The sequence below is a fragment of the Serratia sp. JSRIV001 genome, from assembly GCF_019968745.1.
GTDB classification, from domain to species: Bacteria; Pseudomonadota; Gammaproteobacteria; order Enterobacterales; family Enterobacteriaceae; genus Chania; species Chania fonticola_B.
The window spans coordinates 886,352-900,964 of the sequence record NZ_CP074147.1 but is presented as its reverse complement, the minus strand read 5'-3'; the positions used below and the strand labels follow the sequence as shown (position 1 = coordinate 900,964).

The 14,613-nt window shown below is 54.2% G+C and carries 14 protein-coding genes; 6 read left to right on the top strand and 8 right to left on the bottom strand.

The features are described from left to right. Window positions 1-13: 13 nt before the first annotated feature. The 6 genes from KGP17_RS04005 to KGP17_RS03980 form a co-directional block, all read right to left on the bottom strand. Window positions 14-1,969 (bottom strand): ABC transporter permease, encoded by a 1,956-nt coding sequence (locus KGP17_RS04005; protein WP_059199754.1) that lies wholly within the window; start codon window positions 1,967-1,969, stop codon window positions 14-16. Then, complete coding sequence (locus KGP17_RS04000) at window positions 1,962-3,053, bottom strand: efflux RND transporter periplasmic adaptor subunit (protein WP_371822173.1); 1,092 nt, start codon at window positions 3,051-3,053, stop codon at window positions 1,962-1,964. The genes KGP17_RS04005 and KGP17_RS04000 overlap by 8 nt, the downstream gene beginning before the upstream one ends. Before the next feature lie 68 nt (window positions 3,054-3,121). Continuing rightward, on the bottom strand, window positions 3,122-5,257 hold the full coding sequence (locus tag KGP17_RS03995) for a peptidase domain-containing ABC transporter (protein WP_115159075.1): 2,136 nt from the start codon (window positions 5,255-5,257) through the stop codon (window positions 3,122-3,124). Window positions 5,258-5,281: 24 nt separating this feature from the next. After that, window positions 5,282-6,229 (bottom strand): ABC transporter, encoded by a 948-nt coding sequence (locus tag KGP17_RS03990; RefSeq protein ID WP_115159074.1) that lies wholly within the window; start codon window positions 6,227-6,229, stop codon window positions 5,282-5,284. Then, on the bottom strand, window positions 6,229-6,903 hold the full coding sequence (locus KGP17_RS03985; RefSeq protein WP_059199750.1) for a DsbA family protein: 675 nt from the start codon (window positions 6,901-6,903) through the stop codon (window positions 6,229-6,231). Before KGP17_RS03985 ends, KGP17_RS03990 begins: the two co-directional genes overlap by 1 nt. 265 nt (window positions 6,904-7,168) lie before the next feature. Continuing rightward, on the bottom strand, window positions 7,169-7,357 hold the full coding sequence (locus KGP17_RS03980) for a DUF4762 family protein (protein ID WP_071926037.1): 189 nt from the start codon (window positions 7,355-7,357) through the stop codon (window positions 7,169-7,171). A gap of 611 nt (window positions 7,358-7,968) precedes the next feature. Here KGP17_RS03980 and ppdD point away from each other — a divergent pair. Genes ppdD through hofC form a run of 3 tightly spaced genes read left to right on the top strand, consistent with a single transcriptional unit; the run spans window position 7,969 to window position 11,054 of the window. After that, the gene (ppdD, locus tag KGP17_RS03975; protein ID WP_059199749.1) at window positions 7,969-8,406 is read left to right on the top strand and encodes a prepilin peptidase-dependent pilin; all 438 of its coding nucleotides are present in this window, start codon (window positions 7,969-7,971) and stop codon (window positions 8,404-8,406) included. 15 nt (window positions 8,407-8,421) lie between these two features. Beyond that, window positions 8,422-9,858 carry a type II secretion system protein GspE gene (gene gspE, locus KGP17_RS03970; RefSeq protein ID WP_223498882.1) on the top strand — a complete coding sequence of 479 codons (1,437 nt, stop codon included), beginning with the start codon at window positions 8,422-8,424 and terminating at the stop codon, window positions 9,856-9,858. Continuing rightward, window positions 9,855-11,054: a protein transport protein HofC gene (gene hofC, locus KGP17_RS03965; protein ID WP_059199747.1), complete on the top strand. Its 1,200-nt coding sequence runs from the start codon at window positions 9,855-9,857 to the stop codon at window positions 11,052-11,054. The genes gspE and hofC overlap by 4 nt, the downstream gene beginning before the upstream one ends. 65 nt (window positions 11,055-11,119) lie before the next feature. Here hofC and KGP17_RS03960 read toward each other — a convergent pair whose 3' ends face one another. Beyond that, window positions 11,120-12,163, bottom strand: a complete 1,044-nt coding sequence (locus KGP17_RS03960; RefSeq protein WP_021179338.1) for a GMP reductase — start codon at window positions 12,161-12,163, stop codon at window positions 11,120-11,122. A gap of 365 nt (window positions 12,164-12,528) precedes the next feature. Between KGP17_RS03960 and coaE the strand changes: the two genes are divergently transcribed. The 3 genes from coaE to yacG are packed head-to-tail and all read left to right on the top strand — an operon-like array spanning window position 12,529 to window position 14,135. After that, on the top strand, window positions 12,529-13,152 hold the full coding sequence (gene coaE, locus KGP17_RS03955) for a dephospho-CoA kinase (RefSeq protein ID WP_071682183.1): 624 nt from the start codon (window positions 12,529-12,531) through the stop codon (window positions 13,150-13,152). Beyond that, complete coding sequence (zapD, locus tag KGP17_RS03950) at window positions 13,149-13,901, top strand: cell division protein ZapD (RefSeq protein WP_059199745.1); 753 nt, start codon at window positions 13,149-13,151, stop codon at window positions 13,899-13,901. The genes coaE and zapD overlap by 4 nt, the downstream gene beginning before the upstream one ends. A 30-nt stretch (window positions 13,902-13,931) precedes the next feature. Next, window positions 13,932-14,135 (top strand): DNA gyrase inhibitor YacG, encoded by a 204-nt coding sequence (gene yacG / locus KGP17_RS03945; protein WP_223498881.1) that lies wholly within the window; start codon window positions 13,932-13,934, stop codon window positions 14,133-14,135. A gap of 40 nt (window positions 14,136-14,175) precedes the next feature. Here yacG and mutT read toward each other — a convergent pair whose 3' ends face one another. Then, window positions 14,176-14,577, bottom strand: coding sequence for an 8-oxo-dGTP diphosphatase MutT (mutT, locus tag KGP17_RS03940; RefSeq protein ID WP_059199744.1), 402 nt, complete (start codon window positions 14,575-14,577; stop codon window positions 14,176-14,178). Window positions 14,578-14,613: the final 36 nt, after the last annotated feature.

The following is a 14,613-nucleotide window of genomic DNA, read 5'->3' as shown; positions in this document are numbered from 1 at the left end:
AGTTTGTTGTTCGTCATTCGCGTGCCAGCGCCTCCGTGGGATGAAGACGTGCCGCATTGCGCGCCGGGAAGAAGCCAAAACCCAGGCCGATCAGTGCAGAGAACCCGCAGGCAAGTACCAACGGTGGCCAGGTAAAGATCATGGTGAACTCTTTGGTTACCCACGAGAAGATCATCCCGGCCAACCCGGAGCCAATAATGCCGATCAGCCCGCCAAGCGAGCAGATCACCATTGCCTCAATCAGGAACTGGCGCATAATGTCCGCTGGCCGCGCACCGACCGAAAGACGAATGCCAATCTCGTGGGTACGCTCGGTGACCGACACCAGCATGATGTTCATCACACCAACGCCTCCCACCAGCAGTGAAATCCCGGCAATAGCGGTGATCAACAGATTCATCGAATCCGACGCCTTGCGGATGGCCTGCGTCATCTGATCGTTGGTCTGGGTGTAAAAGTCACGCTGGCCATGAGCCTGTTCTACTAGTTTTTCCACGCGTCCCTGAACCTCATTCGGTGAAAGCCCGTCACGTACACGCAAGGTCATGGACTCGATCGGCATATCACCGGACATACGCTCCAGCAGCGCGGTATAGGGCATCCAGGCGCCCAGCATCATGCCGCTGAATTTGCCGCCTTTACGTTCGGCAACGCCGATCACCCGGTAAGGCGTACCGCCAAGCTGGATGATTTCCCCTTCTGGTGTTTCATCCGTTTCAAACAGCGTATCGCGTAATTCCGGATCAATAATCACCACCGGTTCCCGCTCGTCCAGATCGCGCTGGGTAAAACCGTTACCAGAGATAAAATGCAGGCCCTGCACGCGGAAATAGGCATTGCTGATGCCAGAAATCGCCACCGTAACCTCTTTGCCACCGCGCACCGCGGTAACCGCTGTGCTGACCACTGGCGATACACTGTCGACATAAGGCTGGCGAGCCAACAGTTCTACATCGGAAACCTTCAATGCGCGCGCAAAGTCAGGGCGCACTTTCCCTCTCCCTTCACCAGGGCGGATTTCCAACGTACTGTTGCCCAGTTGGCCGATCTCCCTGAGAATATTTTGCCTTGCACCCTCACCCACCGCCATCGACGACACCACGGAGGAGACGCCGATAATGATGCCCAGCATCGACAGGAAGGCTCTGGCACGGTGCCCCATCAGCGCACGCCAGGCCATCTTGATCGCCTCTTGCACGCTCTGCCAGAACGGGTTACGCCCAGTAGCAGCAACCACCGGCAATACGGGACGGGTTTCCAGTGGTGCAACCGCTTCATTGCGCCTATCGGCAATAATTTCACCGTCGCTGATTTCGATAATACGCTGCGCCTGATTGGCGACATCCCGATCGTGAGTGACGATAATGATGGTGTGCCCCGAGCGATGCAGAGAGTGCAGAATCTCCATTAACTCCTGCCCACTGGCGCGATCGAGCGCCCCCGTCGGTTCATCGGCCAGAATGATTTCGGCCCCGTTCATCAACGCTCGGGCAATACTGACGCGCTGCTGTTGCCCGCCGGAGAGCTGCGCCGGTTTGTAGTTCATCCGCTGTTGCAACCCAAGCCGGGTAAGCAGGTATTCAGCCCTTGTCTGACGCTCCGCCGCTGGCATGGCGGTATACAGGGCAGGAATGGCGACGTTTTCGCTGGCGCTCAGGTACGGCATCAGGTGATAGCGTTGGAAAATAAACCCGATGTACTGGCTGCGTAACTGGGCCAACTGCTCACTGCTGGCGAGTTGGGTGGAGATCCCCTTGATCTGCATCTCCCCCTCGGTTGGCTTATCCAGGCAGCCGATGATATTCATCAGCGTGGATTTCCCCGAGCCGGACGCCCCCACGATCGCCACCATCTCGCCAGGCTGGATGGATAGGGAGACATTTTTCAGCACCGCTACCGTCTGCAACCCGGAGACAAAATGACGTGAGATCCCGCTCAGTGAAATCAGCGCAGGGGTTGGCTTAACCATTGCTAGCGCTCCCCATCAACACCACGCGGTCGCCCTCTTTCAGTCCTTCTTTCACTTCGGCAAACTGGCGGTCGTTCAAGCCGATGCGAACCCATCGTGATTCAAGCTGTTTGCCGTTCATCACCTGCACCTGATAACGATCTTTACCCTGTTGTTCACCAAAGGCGGCCACCGGGACACGCAGGGCGTTCTTCGCCTGCTCGGTAATGATAAATACCTGAGCGGTCATAGAGGTACGCAGCAGACGTTTGCTGTTGGCAATGGCAAATACCCCACTGTAATACACCGCCGAGGCTTGCTGATTAGAGGAACTGGACGGGTTATCTTCCCGCAAAGCGTCGCTTGGCGCTTCCTGGATCGAGCCCATCACGCTTTCGTAACGCTGCTTGGGATCGGCCACCACGTAGAACCACAGCGGTTGCCCCACGCGTACCTTCAGGATATCGGTCTCTGAAATACGGGTGTGTACCGTCATGGTATCCACATCCGCCAGCACCAGAATGGTCGGGACGGTCTGTGACGATACGATGGTCTGCCCTTCCTTGGTGACGATCCCCAGCACTTCACCGTCGATCGGCGCAACGATGCGGGTAAAGCCCAGATTGGCCTTGGCGGTTTCCAGCTCCATCTGCGCCTGGACGATCTGCGCATCGTTGACCTTCAACTGGGCAACCTGGGTTTGGAACTGCGCCTGCGCCTTTTCCAATTCGCTTTTCACCCCAGAACCATCACGATCCAGCTTTTGCTGACGCTTCAGTTCCTGTTGATACTGTTTGAGCGTTGCCTGGGTGACTTGTTTTTGTGCTTCGGCACTTTGCAGGGCTGCCTCAGATTTACGCAGTGCGTTTTGTTGCAAGGTCGGGTCGATTTCCGCCAGCAGTTGCCCGCGGGTGACACGATCGCCCTGCTTCACATACAGCTTTTGCAATTGTCCGTTAACCTGGGCACCAACGCTGACCTGCAGTGCAGGTTTAAGAATGCCAGTGGCAAGCACGGTTTTTTCAATATCGCCACGGGTGATCTCTTCGGTGTCATAGGCATTTTCCTGCGTGGGTACACTGGCGTACCAGACGATCGCCCCCATCGCCACCAAACACAGCAAGGCCATCGGCACCAGCCAGCGTTTGGTTATGCCAACCCGTTTCAGCTTCATCAGCACACCGCCGTAGTCAGTGTCGGTGATGTTTCGACGCTGGCCACATGGCCATTGCTCACGCGGAACACCCGATCAAACATCGGTAATACGCTCTCGCTGTGCGTCACGGTGATCAACGTTTTATGCCGTTCGCGACAATGCGCCAGCAAGGTGGCCATCACCTGATGCGCCGTTTCTTCATCCAGATTGGCCGTAGGTTCATCAAGCACCAGCACCGGGCGATCGCTGTACATGGCCCGAGCCAACAGTAGACGTTGGCGTTGCCCCTGAGACAGCCCAGCATGGCTTTCACGGATCAGGGCATTCAGGCCGCCCGGCAATTTCTCGATCACCGGGGCAAGATTCAGCCCCTCCAGCGAGCGCTCAATCTGCCGATGCTTTTGCTCATTAAAGTTCTCATCAAACAGCGTGATGTTTTCCAACACCGTGGCATTGAACAAGATGTCCTCCTGGCTTTGCAGGAAGAACAGCGCATGCACCTGCTGATAATCGAGCGGCTGACCATCCACCATGACGTCCCCTTGCTGTGGTGGCATCAGGCCGGTCATCACCTTCAGCAAGGTGCTTTTACCCGCGCCAGATTCACCGACAATGGCAATGCTTTGGCCCGGCGTGAGCGACAGCGAAAGATCGTGCAGCACCGGTTGCTGGGCGTCATAGGCAAAGGCGATATGGTGATAACGCAGCAGCGAGGTGAACGACGGGATGGGCGCAGGGACCGCATCATTGCCTGACTCCGGTGCAGAACGTGACGGAAACAGATCCCGCGCGCGGGTATCAATCACGTTCAGCTGATTCTTTTGCAGGATGGAATAGAAAATTTTGGTGATGTAAGAGGTGAAAATTTCACGCACAAAGCTATAGGCAAAGAACTCCCCGAGCGTGATAGTTTCGTTTTTCAACAACGGCAGCGCCAGGAACATAAACAGCACCATCTCCAGGCTGCCGATCAGCTGATACAGGCTGCTTTTGACCTGCTCGTACATTCTCTGTTGCTGGCGGCAGGTAAACAGCGCCAGGGCATATTTGGCAAACAGGCCCTTGCGTTGACTATCGAGCCCAGCAGACTTGATGGTGGCGAACCCTTGAATGCTCTCCAGGATAAAGTCGCTCTGATCGGCCGTTTTGACCTGCATTTGCTGGGTAAAATAGCGGTCACGATAGATGGCCCAGATGCTAACCAGCCCCATCAGGGTGACACTGATACCAGACACCATGGCCAGCAGTGGACTCATGTAGCACATCACCGCTAGCGCGATGGCACCGATGATCCAGTCGGTACGCAGGCCGTTATCCAGCTCGATTTTAATGCCCGAGGCCATCTGCCAACTGGCAAAGCGGCTAAACACGTCACCTGGTGCACGTTTATCAAAGAAGTTCAGCGAGTTACTCAGCAAGCGCGAGAAGCCCGCCACGCTGTTGACCACCACAAAGCGTTTAATAAATCGCTCGGTGATCCAGCGCACGCCGAAGGCCAACGTGGTCGAAACGACAAACGCCAGCAGGAAGTAAAAATAGGGGAAATCTGTTTTTCCCGCAGAGGAAAAGACCTGGTTGATGGCGCTACTGACCATCGTCGGCATGATAAACAGGGTTAACGAGATCAGAAACGCCAGTATCATCAACCGGTAAATGCCGGGGATACGTGCCGTTTCTTTCAGACTCATGGTGTCGAACATGCGAAAGCGTTTACTGCGCTGCACGTTGGCCAGCGCCTGCGGATCGGGCTGGGTTTCATTGTCCAGCACCAGCGCAAAACCGCTGATGTCCAGCTTTAACGCATCGATAGGCAGCAGTTGTTGGCCGATGCCCGGATTCATGACGCAGACATGGTTGCCTTTACGGTAGGCCAGCACCACGTAATGGCTGGCGCCATAATGCAAAATGGCGGGCAGCGGCAGTTCCGCCAGTTCGTCATGCTCAAAAGCCACGGGATAAGCGGGCATCGCCAATTCGCCCATGATATCGCACAGCCTGGCCAGCGAGGTGCCATGCTGCGAGGCCGGATAGCGTTCACGCAGGCTTTCCAGCGAGACATCAATCCCCTGGGTTTCCGCCATCATGGCGATGCAGGCCAGCCCACATTCGTTAGTTTCGCCTTGAAAGACCAGCGTCGGGATTATCTTTTCCATGATCTGACTTCTTCAATTTCCGGTTTATTCATTGATAAAAAATAACGAATGTGCGTGCCATAACAGCCAGTCCTCGGGGTGGCGGACGATCGAACTCTCAACAATTTCCGGCAGCCTGGCCTTCACACTGCGCGCCGGCATCGGCGGGTCAATGTGGATTTTTATCTCTTTGTCGTAATACAGGTAATAAAACACCACCTGCGCCGACAGCGCTCGGGCAATGCGGATCACGCCGCTGTGCAAATTGGCCGGGCGATCAAACAGACGACAACTGAGCTTTGCCGTTTGCGCCTTATTGGTATTGACGGTGTAATCCGGCGAGATATCCGGAAAAATCATGATATTGCGTTGATGATCGGCCGCTTCCATAATCGCTCCCATCAGATTGCCAGCAATTTCCCGGTTATCATCATGGATCGAGCAATAGGACAGGTTAACGCCCCCTAATTCCCGCGCCCTGGCGTGATACACCTCCACGCTCACGGAGACAATGGCCGTCGCCTTTCCCGGAAATACCCCCGCACCGACCATACCGGCCAGCACGTCAGAGAGCATATGCAGCGGTGCCAGCACCACTGGGTGCCCAGCCTGATGCAAAGGCTCGACGACCGCATTAAGTTCTGCCTGGCAGCGAGCCAGTTGGGCTGCGACCTGAGGATTCTGGCCGTAGGTTGCGGCCAGCTCCAGTAAACGGCGGCGCTGACTGGTGCGGGCAAAATTCCCTTGGTAGTCAGCCCCGAGCAGAGATTGCTTGTTCGCCTCGGCCACAAAGGCGCGCCGACGATCGCCCCGGTTACCTAATCGCAGCCAGCGGCCCAGTGCCGCCAGCCCAAGGAACCAACGGTAGCTGCCATGGCGCAGCAGCCAACAAACCGTCTTGCCGTATGCCCTGCGCAAGGGCAACAAACCGCGAGCAATGCCTGTGAGCGCCTCTCTCCACGTCAGATATATCCATACGGCAAATAAACGCATTATTTCTCCAGCGGTTTATCATTCTGCAACAATGACAGCAGATGATCGGCAAACTCAGGGAAATCGCGATCCTGCACGGCCATCCACTTTTTGTTGACGATAAACGTTGGGGTCGCCCTGATTTTGTAATGCCCGGATACTTTGGTCATATAGTCCAGTAGCTCTGCTACCTGCGGTGTCTGGCTTGCCTTGTTATAGGCATCAAGATCGATACCGTTTTTCGTTAACCATTTATCGCGATTGACCGGGTTACTTAAATCAATTTTACCTTTGATAATGGCGTTATAAGCGCTCTCACGGTGCTGTGGTTCAATGCCCATCACCGTCAGCGTGGCAAACAACGGGGCAAAGCTCGCCAGGCCATCATTGTTTTGGTTGGCGATATGCACACGGACCAGTTGAGTCCCAGCGGGCATCCGCGCTTCCATCTTGGCAACATTCTCTTCGTTCAAGGCGCAATAGTGGCAGCCGTAAGAGAAGATCTCGATAATCGTATTATCCGTATTTATCGGGCTGGTTTTAACGTCGCTCTCGCTGACCATGGTCAGAGCCTGTTGTTCAGGACCGGCATTCTGATTCAGCACAAAATAGTGGAAATAAGCCGTGGTGATCAGCGAAGATATAATAATAACCAAAAGGGTATAGGCGAAAAGATAAAAGGGCTTCTTGAACATGAGCGCTACGTCCTAAATTACATATACCCAATATCTTTCAAGGCTGCGTGTGAATAATCACAAACCTTAATGTATAAGGGTAAATCGATTAGCACTTAATAACGGAGGGATATTGATTGTTTTAGTCAGGCAGGCTGCAATAATCCTTGCAGCAGTCACATCCCTGTCCATTAAAAATGCACGAGAATCAAACAGGCTGATGCGATAAACCTCACCGCACCAGCACTGGCATCAGTCCCTGTCAGACAGGGAACCAATGTTTACATTATGGCTGGGCAGGGCAGCTGCTCAGTGGAACTGGCTTGCTGTCAACGCTAACAACCTTGCCATCTTTGTCTACACAAGTGGTAACCGCATTACAAGTAGTTGGGGTAATGTTTACATACTCAACGCTACAGGTTTTGCAAGTGCCGCCAACGATTGTGCTAGCTTCAGAAACGTTTAATTTTTTCACAACATCATCCTTATATAAAAGTGAAATAAATAGCCCTAGTTATGTCTATCATCAACGATAGAACAAATCTACGCTCAATATAAAGGCACGATAACCCATGCCTTTATTAAAGCGCAGAATAGATGATATTTATTAACTTCTCTGTTACGGCGAGGGCAAAGATACCGTGATCTCCAAAGCAGATCAATGGTATTTTTATTGATAAATATTATATAAGAATTATATTACGGAATTATTGATAAAGGAGTATTCTTAGAAAAAAACAGGTGCCACACTCTAAAAAAAAGGGTTAAACCCTATCGTTATCGCATTAATTAAAAAAAGCCAAATACAGGATCATTCTTACCTCATAAGAATAATCATACCTTGTGAGTGGAAAATTTTAGATAAAAAACGGACGCTTTCCAGCTTAGTCAACGGCTCTGGCGGATGAGGTAATACGCAAACAGGCATCATTTCCTCCCGGTTGTGATGCACTACGCATTATTTTTCAACGCCGCGTAACACGGACGTATTGTGGTGGAACAGCCACGCATAATCCGCATTCCTCCCTCGCTACCTGCCGTTGGCCATTTTAACGTTACCTCCTGATGACACGGAGGAAACAACAGATGGAAACACAACGCGGTTTTAGCCTAATCGAATTGATGGTGGTGATTGCCATCGTCGCCATCCTCAGCGCCATTGGCATCCCCGCCTATCAGCGCTATATCCAGAAGGCCGCCATGACCGATATGTTGCAGGCCATGGTGCCGTACAAAATGGCGGTTGAATTGTGCGCATTGGAAGGCGGTGGCCCGTCTGGCTGCGATGCTGGCAGCAAAGGGATCCCTGCAGGAGCGACAACACGTTACGTCAGCAGTATCAAAGTCACCGGGGGAACCATCAGCCTGGTCGGCACACAGAGCCTGCAAGGCCTGACGGTGACCCTGGCTCCCACAATGGACTCCACCGGCCCGATGCGCTGGACGCGCCAATGCAGCAGTAGTAACTCCAGCCTGCAGGAAACCTGCCAGGAAGTTTTCCGTTTTGATGATGCAGCGCAGTAGTAAAGGAGGGACGGCATGGAAATCAGCGATGAAATCCACACGCTGTGCCAACGCTATCAGGCACTGGCACTCAGCGAAGACGAGCAGCGGCTGACTATCGCCCTGCATGGTGAAATCCCTGCGGCACTGGTGAGCGCTTTGCGTTTCGCCACCGGCAAAAGCGTGGGGATTGAGCAATGGCCCGTTGCGCGGCTGGAACAGGCACAGAATCAGCGGCAATCCCTCGCCCTGGTTCCACCGCCGGAAAATACCGAGGAGCTGCCCCCTTCGCTAAACGACGACAGCGACACGCCGGTGGTGCAATTTATTAACCAAACGCTGCGTAGCGCCATTCAACGGCGTGCCTCTGACGTGCATTTTGAACCTTATCAGCAGCGATTCCGCGTCAGACTCAGGATCGACGGTGTGCTACAGGCGATCGCCTCTCCGCCCTTTTCTCTGGCGGCCAGGATCACTGCCAGGCTGAAGATCATGGGGCAACTGGATATCGCCGAGCGCCGCCTGCCACAGGACGGCCAACTCAGCGTGCAGCTGGATAATGCCAGTTTCTCAATGCGGATCTCCACCTTACCCACGCTGTATGGCGAAAAGGTGGTACTGAGGATCCTGCAAACCGATCGCCAGGAGCTGCCGCTCGAGCAGCTTGGTATGAGTCTGGAAGCACTTGGGTGGTATGCCAATGCCCTCTGCAACCCGCAAGGCATGATCCTGGTAACCGGCCCGACTGGCAGCGGTAAAACCGTGACGCTGTACAGCGGGTTACGCCAACTGAACGATGCGCAGAGCAACCTGTGCAGCGTTGAAGATCCCATCGAGATCCCGGTGTTCGGTATTAACCAGACACAGATCAACAGCAAAACCGATCTGGACTTCGCTCGCGTGTTACGGGCCCTGCTGCGCCAGGATCCGGATGTCATCATGATCGGCGAGATCCGCGATAAAGAAACGGCAGAAATTGCCGTCAAGGCGGCACAAACCGGGCATTTGGTGCTATCGACCCTGCACACCAACTCCACCTGCGAAACGTTGACCCGCCTGACCCAAATGGGCATTCCCGGTTACCTGCTGGCGGCCTGCCTGAAACTGGTGATCGCCCAGCGCCTGGTGCGACGTTTGTGCCCCCATTGCCGCTATCCACAAGTTGAGATCCTGAACTTCCCGGCTACCCTTTGGCCGGAACCCCTGATCCCGTGGCGTGCAGCTGGCTGTGAGCATTGCTTTGGCGGTTATTACGGCCGGATCGGCGTTTACGAACTGCTGAAGATCACACCCGAAATCCAAAATGCCCTGATGCAAAATGCCTCGGTGATCCAGTTGGCCGATATCGCACAGCAGCAGGGCCAAACAACGCTGCTACAAGCGGGCCTGGAGCTGGTCGCCCAGGGAATAACCTCGCTGGAGGAACTGTACCGCGTAGTCGGGGTGAACACTCAAGGTGAGAGTACAGCATGAAAACTCGCCGTCTGTTTGTTTGGCAAGCCATCGATAGCCAAGGTGGAATTCGCAGTGGCGAACTGCTGGCGGAGGAGAAAAATCAGGTCTATCAGCATTTGCTGGAGCAAGGATTGCAGCCTTACCAACTGGGGGCGGGGAAACGGGTCTCCGCACGTCAATGGCGTGGCGAGCCGATGATCCAATTCACCCGTCAGTTGGCAACTCTGCTGCAAGCCGGGTTACCGTTGGTCAATAGCCTACAGTTGCTGGCTCAGGAGCATCAGTCGGCGGCCTGGCGCTGTCTGTTGCTGGAAATCAGCAATAGCGTGGCGATGGGGCAACCCTTTTCCGAGGTGATCGCAGACCAACATCGCGTATTCCCGCTAATCTACCGCCAACTGATCGCCATCGGCGAATTGACGGGTAATCTGGATCGCTGCTGCCTACAGTTGGCACAGCAACAGGAAGCTCAGCAAAGGCTACAGAAAAAAGTGCTGAAGGCGCTGCGCTACCCGCTGTTTATCTGCCTGGTGGCCATTTCAGTCACCATACTGATGTTGGTGATGGTGCTGCCAGAGTTTGCCAAGATTTATCAGTCATTTGACGCCCCGTTGCCCTGGTTTACTCAAAGGCTGCTGGCACTGTCCGGCGCATTGATTGCTACCGGGCCTTATCTGTTGCTCACGGTGGCTGGGCTGGCAGGATTTTATTGGCGTAGGTTGCATCCGTTAGCCGATTGGCAACAACGTGAGCAGGCAATGTTGCTACGCATTCCGTTGATTGCCTCGTTGGTCAAGGGCAATTGCCTGAGCCAGGTGTTCCGTATTCTGGCCATGACGCAGCAGGCCGGATTGACGCTGGTGGCAGGGCTAAGCGCCGCGAAACTTTCGGTGAATATTGTGTTTTATTGCCAAGCGCTGACGGCGATCGAACAGCAGCTCTCTCAAGGGTATCCTTTCCATAGCGCACTAGCTCAACAGCCGCTGTTTCCTTCGCTATGCCAGCAATTAGTGCGGGTGGGGGAAGAATCCGGCACGCTCGATGTCCTGTTGGACAAGCTGGCGCTTTGGCACGAACAACAGACCTATGAACTCGCCGATACGCTGGCGCAAACGCTGGAACCTTTGTTGATGATAGTGGTTGGCGGGATTGTGGGTACGTTGGTGATCGCGATGTATTTGCCGATATTCCAACTGGGGAATGTACTGGGGTAATGCTTTCAATTTTTGCCCTGTTTGTTACGGGCGCAGCATTGCTGCGCCCGTACCGGGTCAGGCAATTATTTGCTGCCGAAAACGCGGTTTTCCTGCTCCGCTACGCGGATAAAGGTGGTGCGTTTGGTCAGCTCTTTCAGACGTTCTGCGCCCACATAAGTACAGGCAGAACGCAGGCCACCGAGGATATCACGCACGGTAAACTCGACTTCACCACGCAGCGGCAGCTTGACGGTTTTACCTTCCGCAGCACGGTAGCCAGCTACACCGCCCACATGGCGTTTCATGGCAGACTCTGAGCTCATACCGTAGAACAGCATGAACTTCTCACCGTTTTCTTCCACCACGGTGCCTTCACATTCGTCGTGCCCGGCCAACATCCCGCCCAGCATGACAAAGTCTGCGCCGCCGCCGAAGGCTTTCGCCACGTCACCCGGTACGGAACAACCGCCATCGCTGACAATCTGTCCACCCAGACCGTGTGCAGCATCGGCACATTCGATCACCGCGGAAAGCTGCGGATAGCCCACACCGGTTTTCACACGGGTGGTACAGACCGAACCAGGACCAATCCCGACCTTGACGATGTCGGCACCGGACAGCACCAGCTCTTCCACCATTTCACCGGTAACCACGTTACCCGCGCAGATCACATGGCTAGGGCAAGCTTCACGGGCTTTTTTCAGGAAGGCAACAAAGTGTTCGGAATAACCGTTGGCCACGTCGATGCAGATAAATTTCAACGCTGGGGAAAGGGCCAGGATCTGCTTCATCTTGACGAAGTCGGCTTCAGAAGTGCCGGTAGACACCATCACATGACGCAACACGGAGTCGGAAGAGCGCTGAACAAACTCGGCCCATTGCTCAACGGTGTAGTGTTTATGAACGGCGGTAAGAACGTCGAAGGTTGCCAGGGCCTCGGCCATGCGGAAGGTGCCAACCGTATCCATATTGGCGGCAATAATCGGCACACCGGACCAGTTGTAACCTGAATGTTTGAAGGTAAACTGGCGCTCCAGTTCAACTTCCGAGCGGCTTTTCAGCGTGGAACGCTTTGGGCGGATCAACACATCTTTAAAGCCTAACTTCAAATCTTCTTCAATACGCATGACTTATGATTTCCTGGTTTTTGGCGACGGATCGCAAGGGGATTTCGAACCACTACCCGATGAATTTCAAGTTTCAGCTTGAAAGGCGGCGGGTATTGTTCTTGCCAGTTCCAGTGGTGTTATCATACGCACTAATAATCGCTCGGCAAGACTGCGATTTCGCCTTTATTTACGGTACAATCCCATAAATTTACCTGCGACATCCCAATGTGATTGCCGCCTCATTTTCCCAATGCCGCGGCTCAAATTATCCCCCTCACAAAACACCAAGCGCAGGGCAAGTCACACGCACCCGCTTGCACTTCTGCACGATCGCTTTATGATTCGTTTATTATTTTTGGCGAATATCAGGATCCCCTTTGACCATGGCCTACCTAGTGGCATTAACCGGCGGTATCGGCAGCGGTAAGTCCACCGTTGCCAACGCCTTTGCACGTTTTGGCGTGGCCATTGTGGATGCGGATATCATTGCTCGCCAGGTTGTTGAGCCTGGAACCCCGGCATTGGACGCCATTGCGGCACATTTTGGTAATGAAATGTTGCTGAAGGACGGATCCCTCAACCGTGCGGCTTTGCGTCAGAGGATCTTCAGCGATCCCGACGAAAAGCGCTGGCTAAACCAGTTGCTGCACCCGCAGATACAGCGGGAAACGCAACGCCAACTAGCCAACGCCCAGAGTTGTTACGTACTATGGGTTGTCCCCTTGCTGGTAGAAAACGGCCTGCAGGATCGTGCCGACCGCGTTTTAGTGGTGGATGTCGACAGCGAAACACAATTAGCCAGAACCATGGCCCGCGACGGCATCAGCCGTCAGCAGGCGCTGAATATTCTGTCTGCACAGGCCACGCGCGAACAACGTCTGGCCGTAGCGGATGACGTAATTGACAATAGCGGTAGCGCACAAGGAATTGAATCCCATGTCGCCGCATTGCATCAACACTATATTGAGCTGGCAACCTCAGCGACCCGACAGGATCACACCGAATGAGTGACGCTTCCCCGACTGTTCTCTTTGAACACCCGTTAAATGAAAAAATGCGCACCTGGCTGCGGATCGAGTTTTTATTACAACAACTGCATGGCCAAAGAGCACTGAGCGAAACCGCTATCGCCCTGACCTTTTTCCGTACCGTTGCGGACCTGCTGGACGTATTGGAACGTGGCGAAGTGCGCACCGAACTGCTCAAAGAGCTGGAACGCCAGCAGCAAAAATTACTGCAGTGGGCAGAATTGCCCGGTGTCGATATCTCGGTGGTCAATCAGCTACGCAGCCAGTTGAAAGGCTGTGCATCTGCACTGATGTCTGCTCCGCGTATGGGCCAGGCGCTGCGTGAAGACCGGCTGATTAGCCTGGTTCGCCAACGTCTGAGCATCCCCGGTGGCTGTTGCAGCTTTGATTTGCCTACACTGCATATGTGGATGCATGTGGCACAAAATGAGCGTGATGCCGACGTGGCAGAGTGGTTGCAAACCCTCGAACCCTTGAATCAGGCGCTGACCATCGTGTTGGATCTGGTGCGCCAGGCCGGGCCGTTCCGCAATCAGATCAGCCTCAACGGCTTCTTCCAGGATAACGCCGAAGGGGCCGATCTGTTACGCTTGCGTATTAATCTGGCTTACCAGCTTTACCCGCAGATTTCCGGCCACAAGACGCGCTATGCCATCCGTTTCCTGCCGCTAGACAGCGAAAACGGCACAGTGCCAGAGCGTCTTACCTTTGAGCTGGCCTGTTGTTAATCACCCCTTGGGTTTAAGAGGGAGAAAGGAATGAATATGACCGTAGTAAAATGTCCAACCTGTGGCAAAGGCGTGGTATGGGGTGAAGTGAGCCCATATCGTCCATTCTGCTGCAAGCGCTGCCAGCTGATCGATCTGGGTGAATGGGCCGATGAAGAGAAGCGCATTCCGAGCAACGAAGATCTGAACGAAAGTGAAGATTGGAGTGAAGACAGAGACAGCAACAACCATTAAAACGGTATTATTGGCCTGGCCTTGCCAGGCCGAAAACTAACTACACGGCACTGGCCTGCGCCACCAACAGCTTGATGATACTGACGTTGGCTTCGGGGAACTCTTCCTCACGCAGGTCGGCCTGCTTTACCCAACGCATCGGCTGCCCTTCACGGCCATAGGGTTCGCCCTTCCAATCCTCCACCAGATAGAAATTCAGCGTTACGATCCGATCGGTGAAGCGGTGTTCCAGCACCTCCAGTAACCGTGCCTGATTGGCGCGGATCCCGGTCTCTTCCAACAATTCGCGGCCTAATGCCTGCTCCGGCGTTTCGCCCTGCTCAATCTTGCCGCCAGGGAATTCCCAAAAGCCAGCCATGTGCGAATCCGCAGCGCGGCGTGTGATGAAGATTTCCTGCTGTGGGTTACGGATAATCCCTACGGCGATGTTCAGGTGCTTCATCGCATCCTCCAGAAGTTACTACTTAAAAAAAGGGCT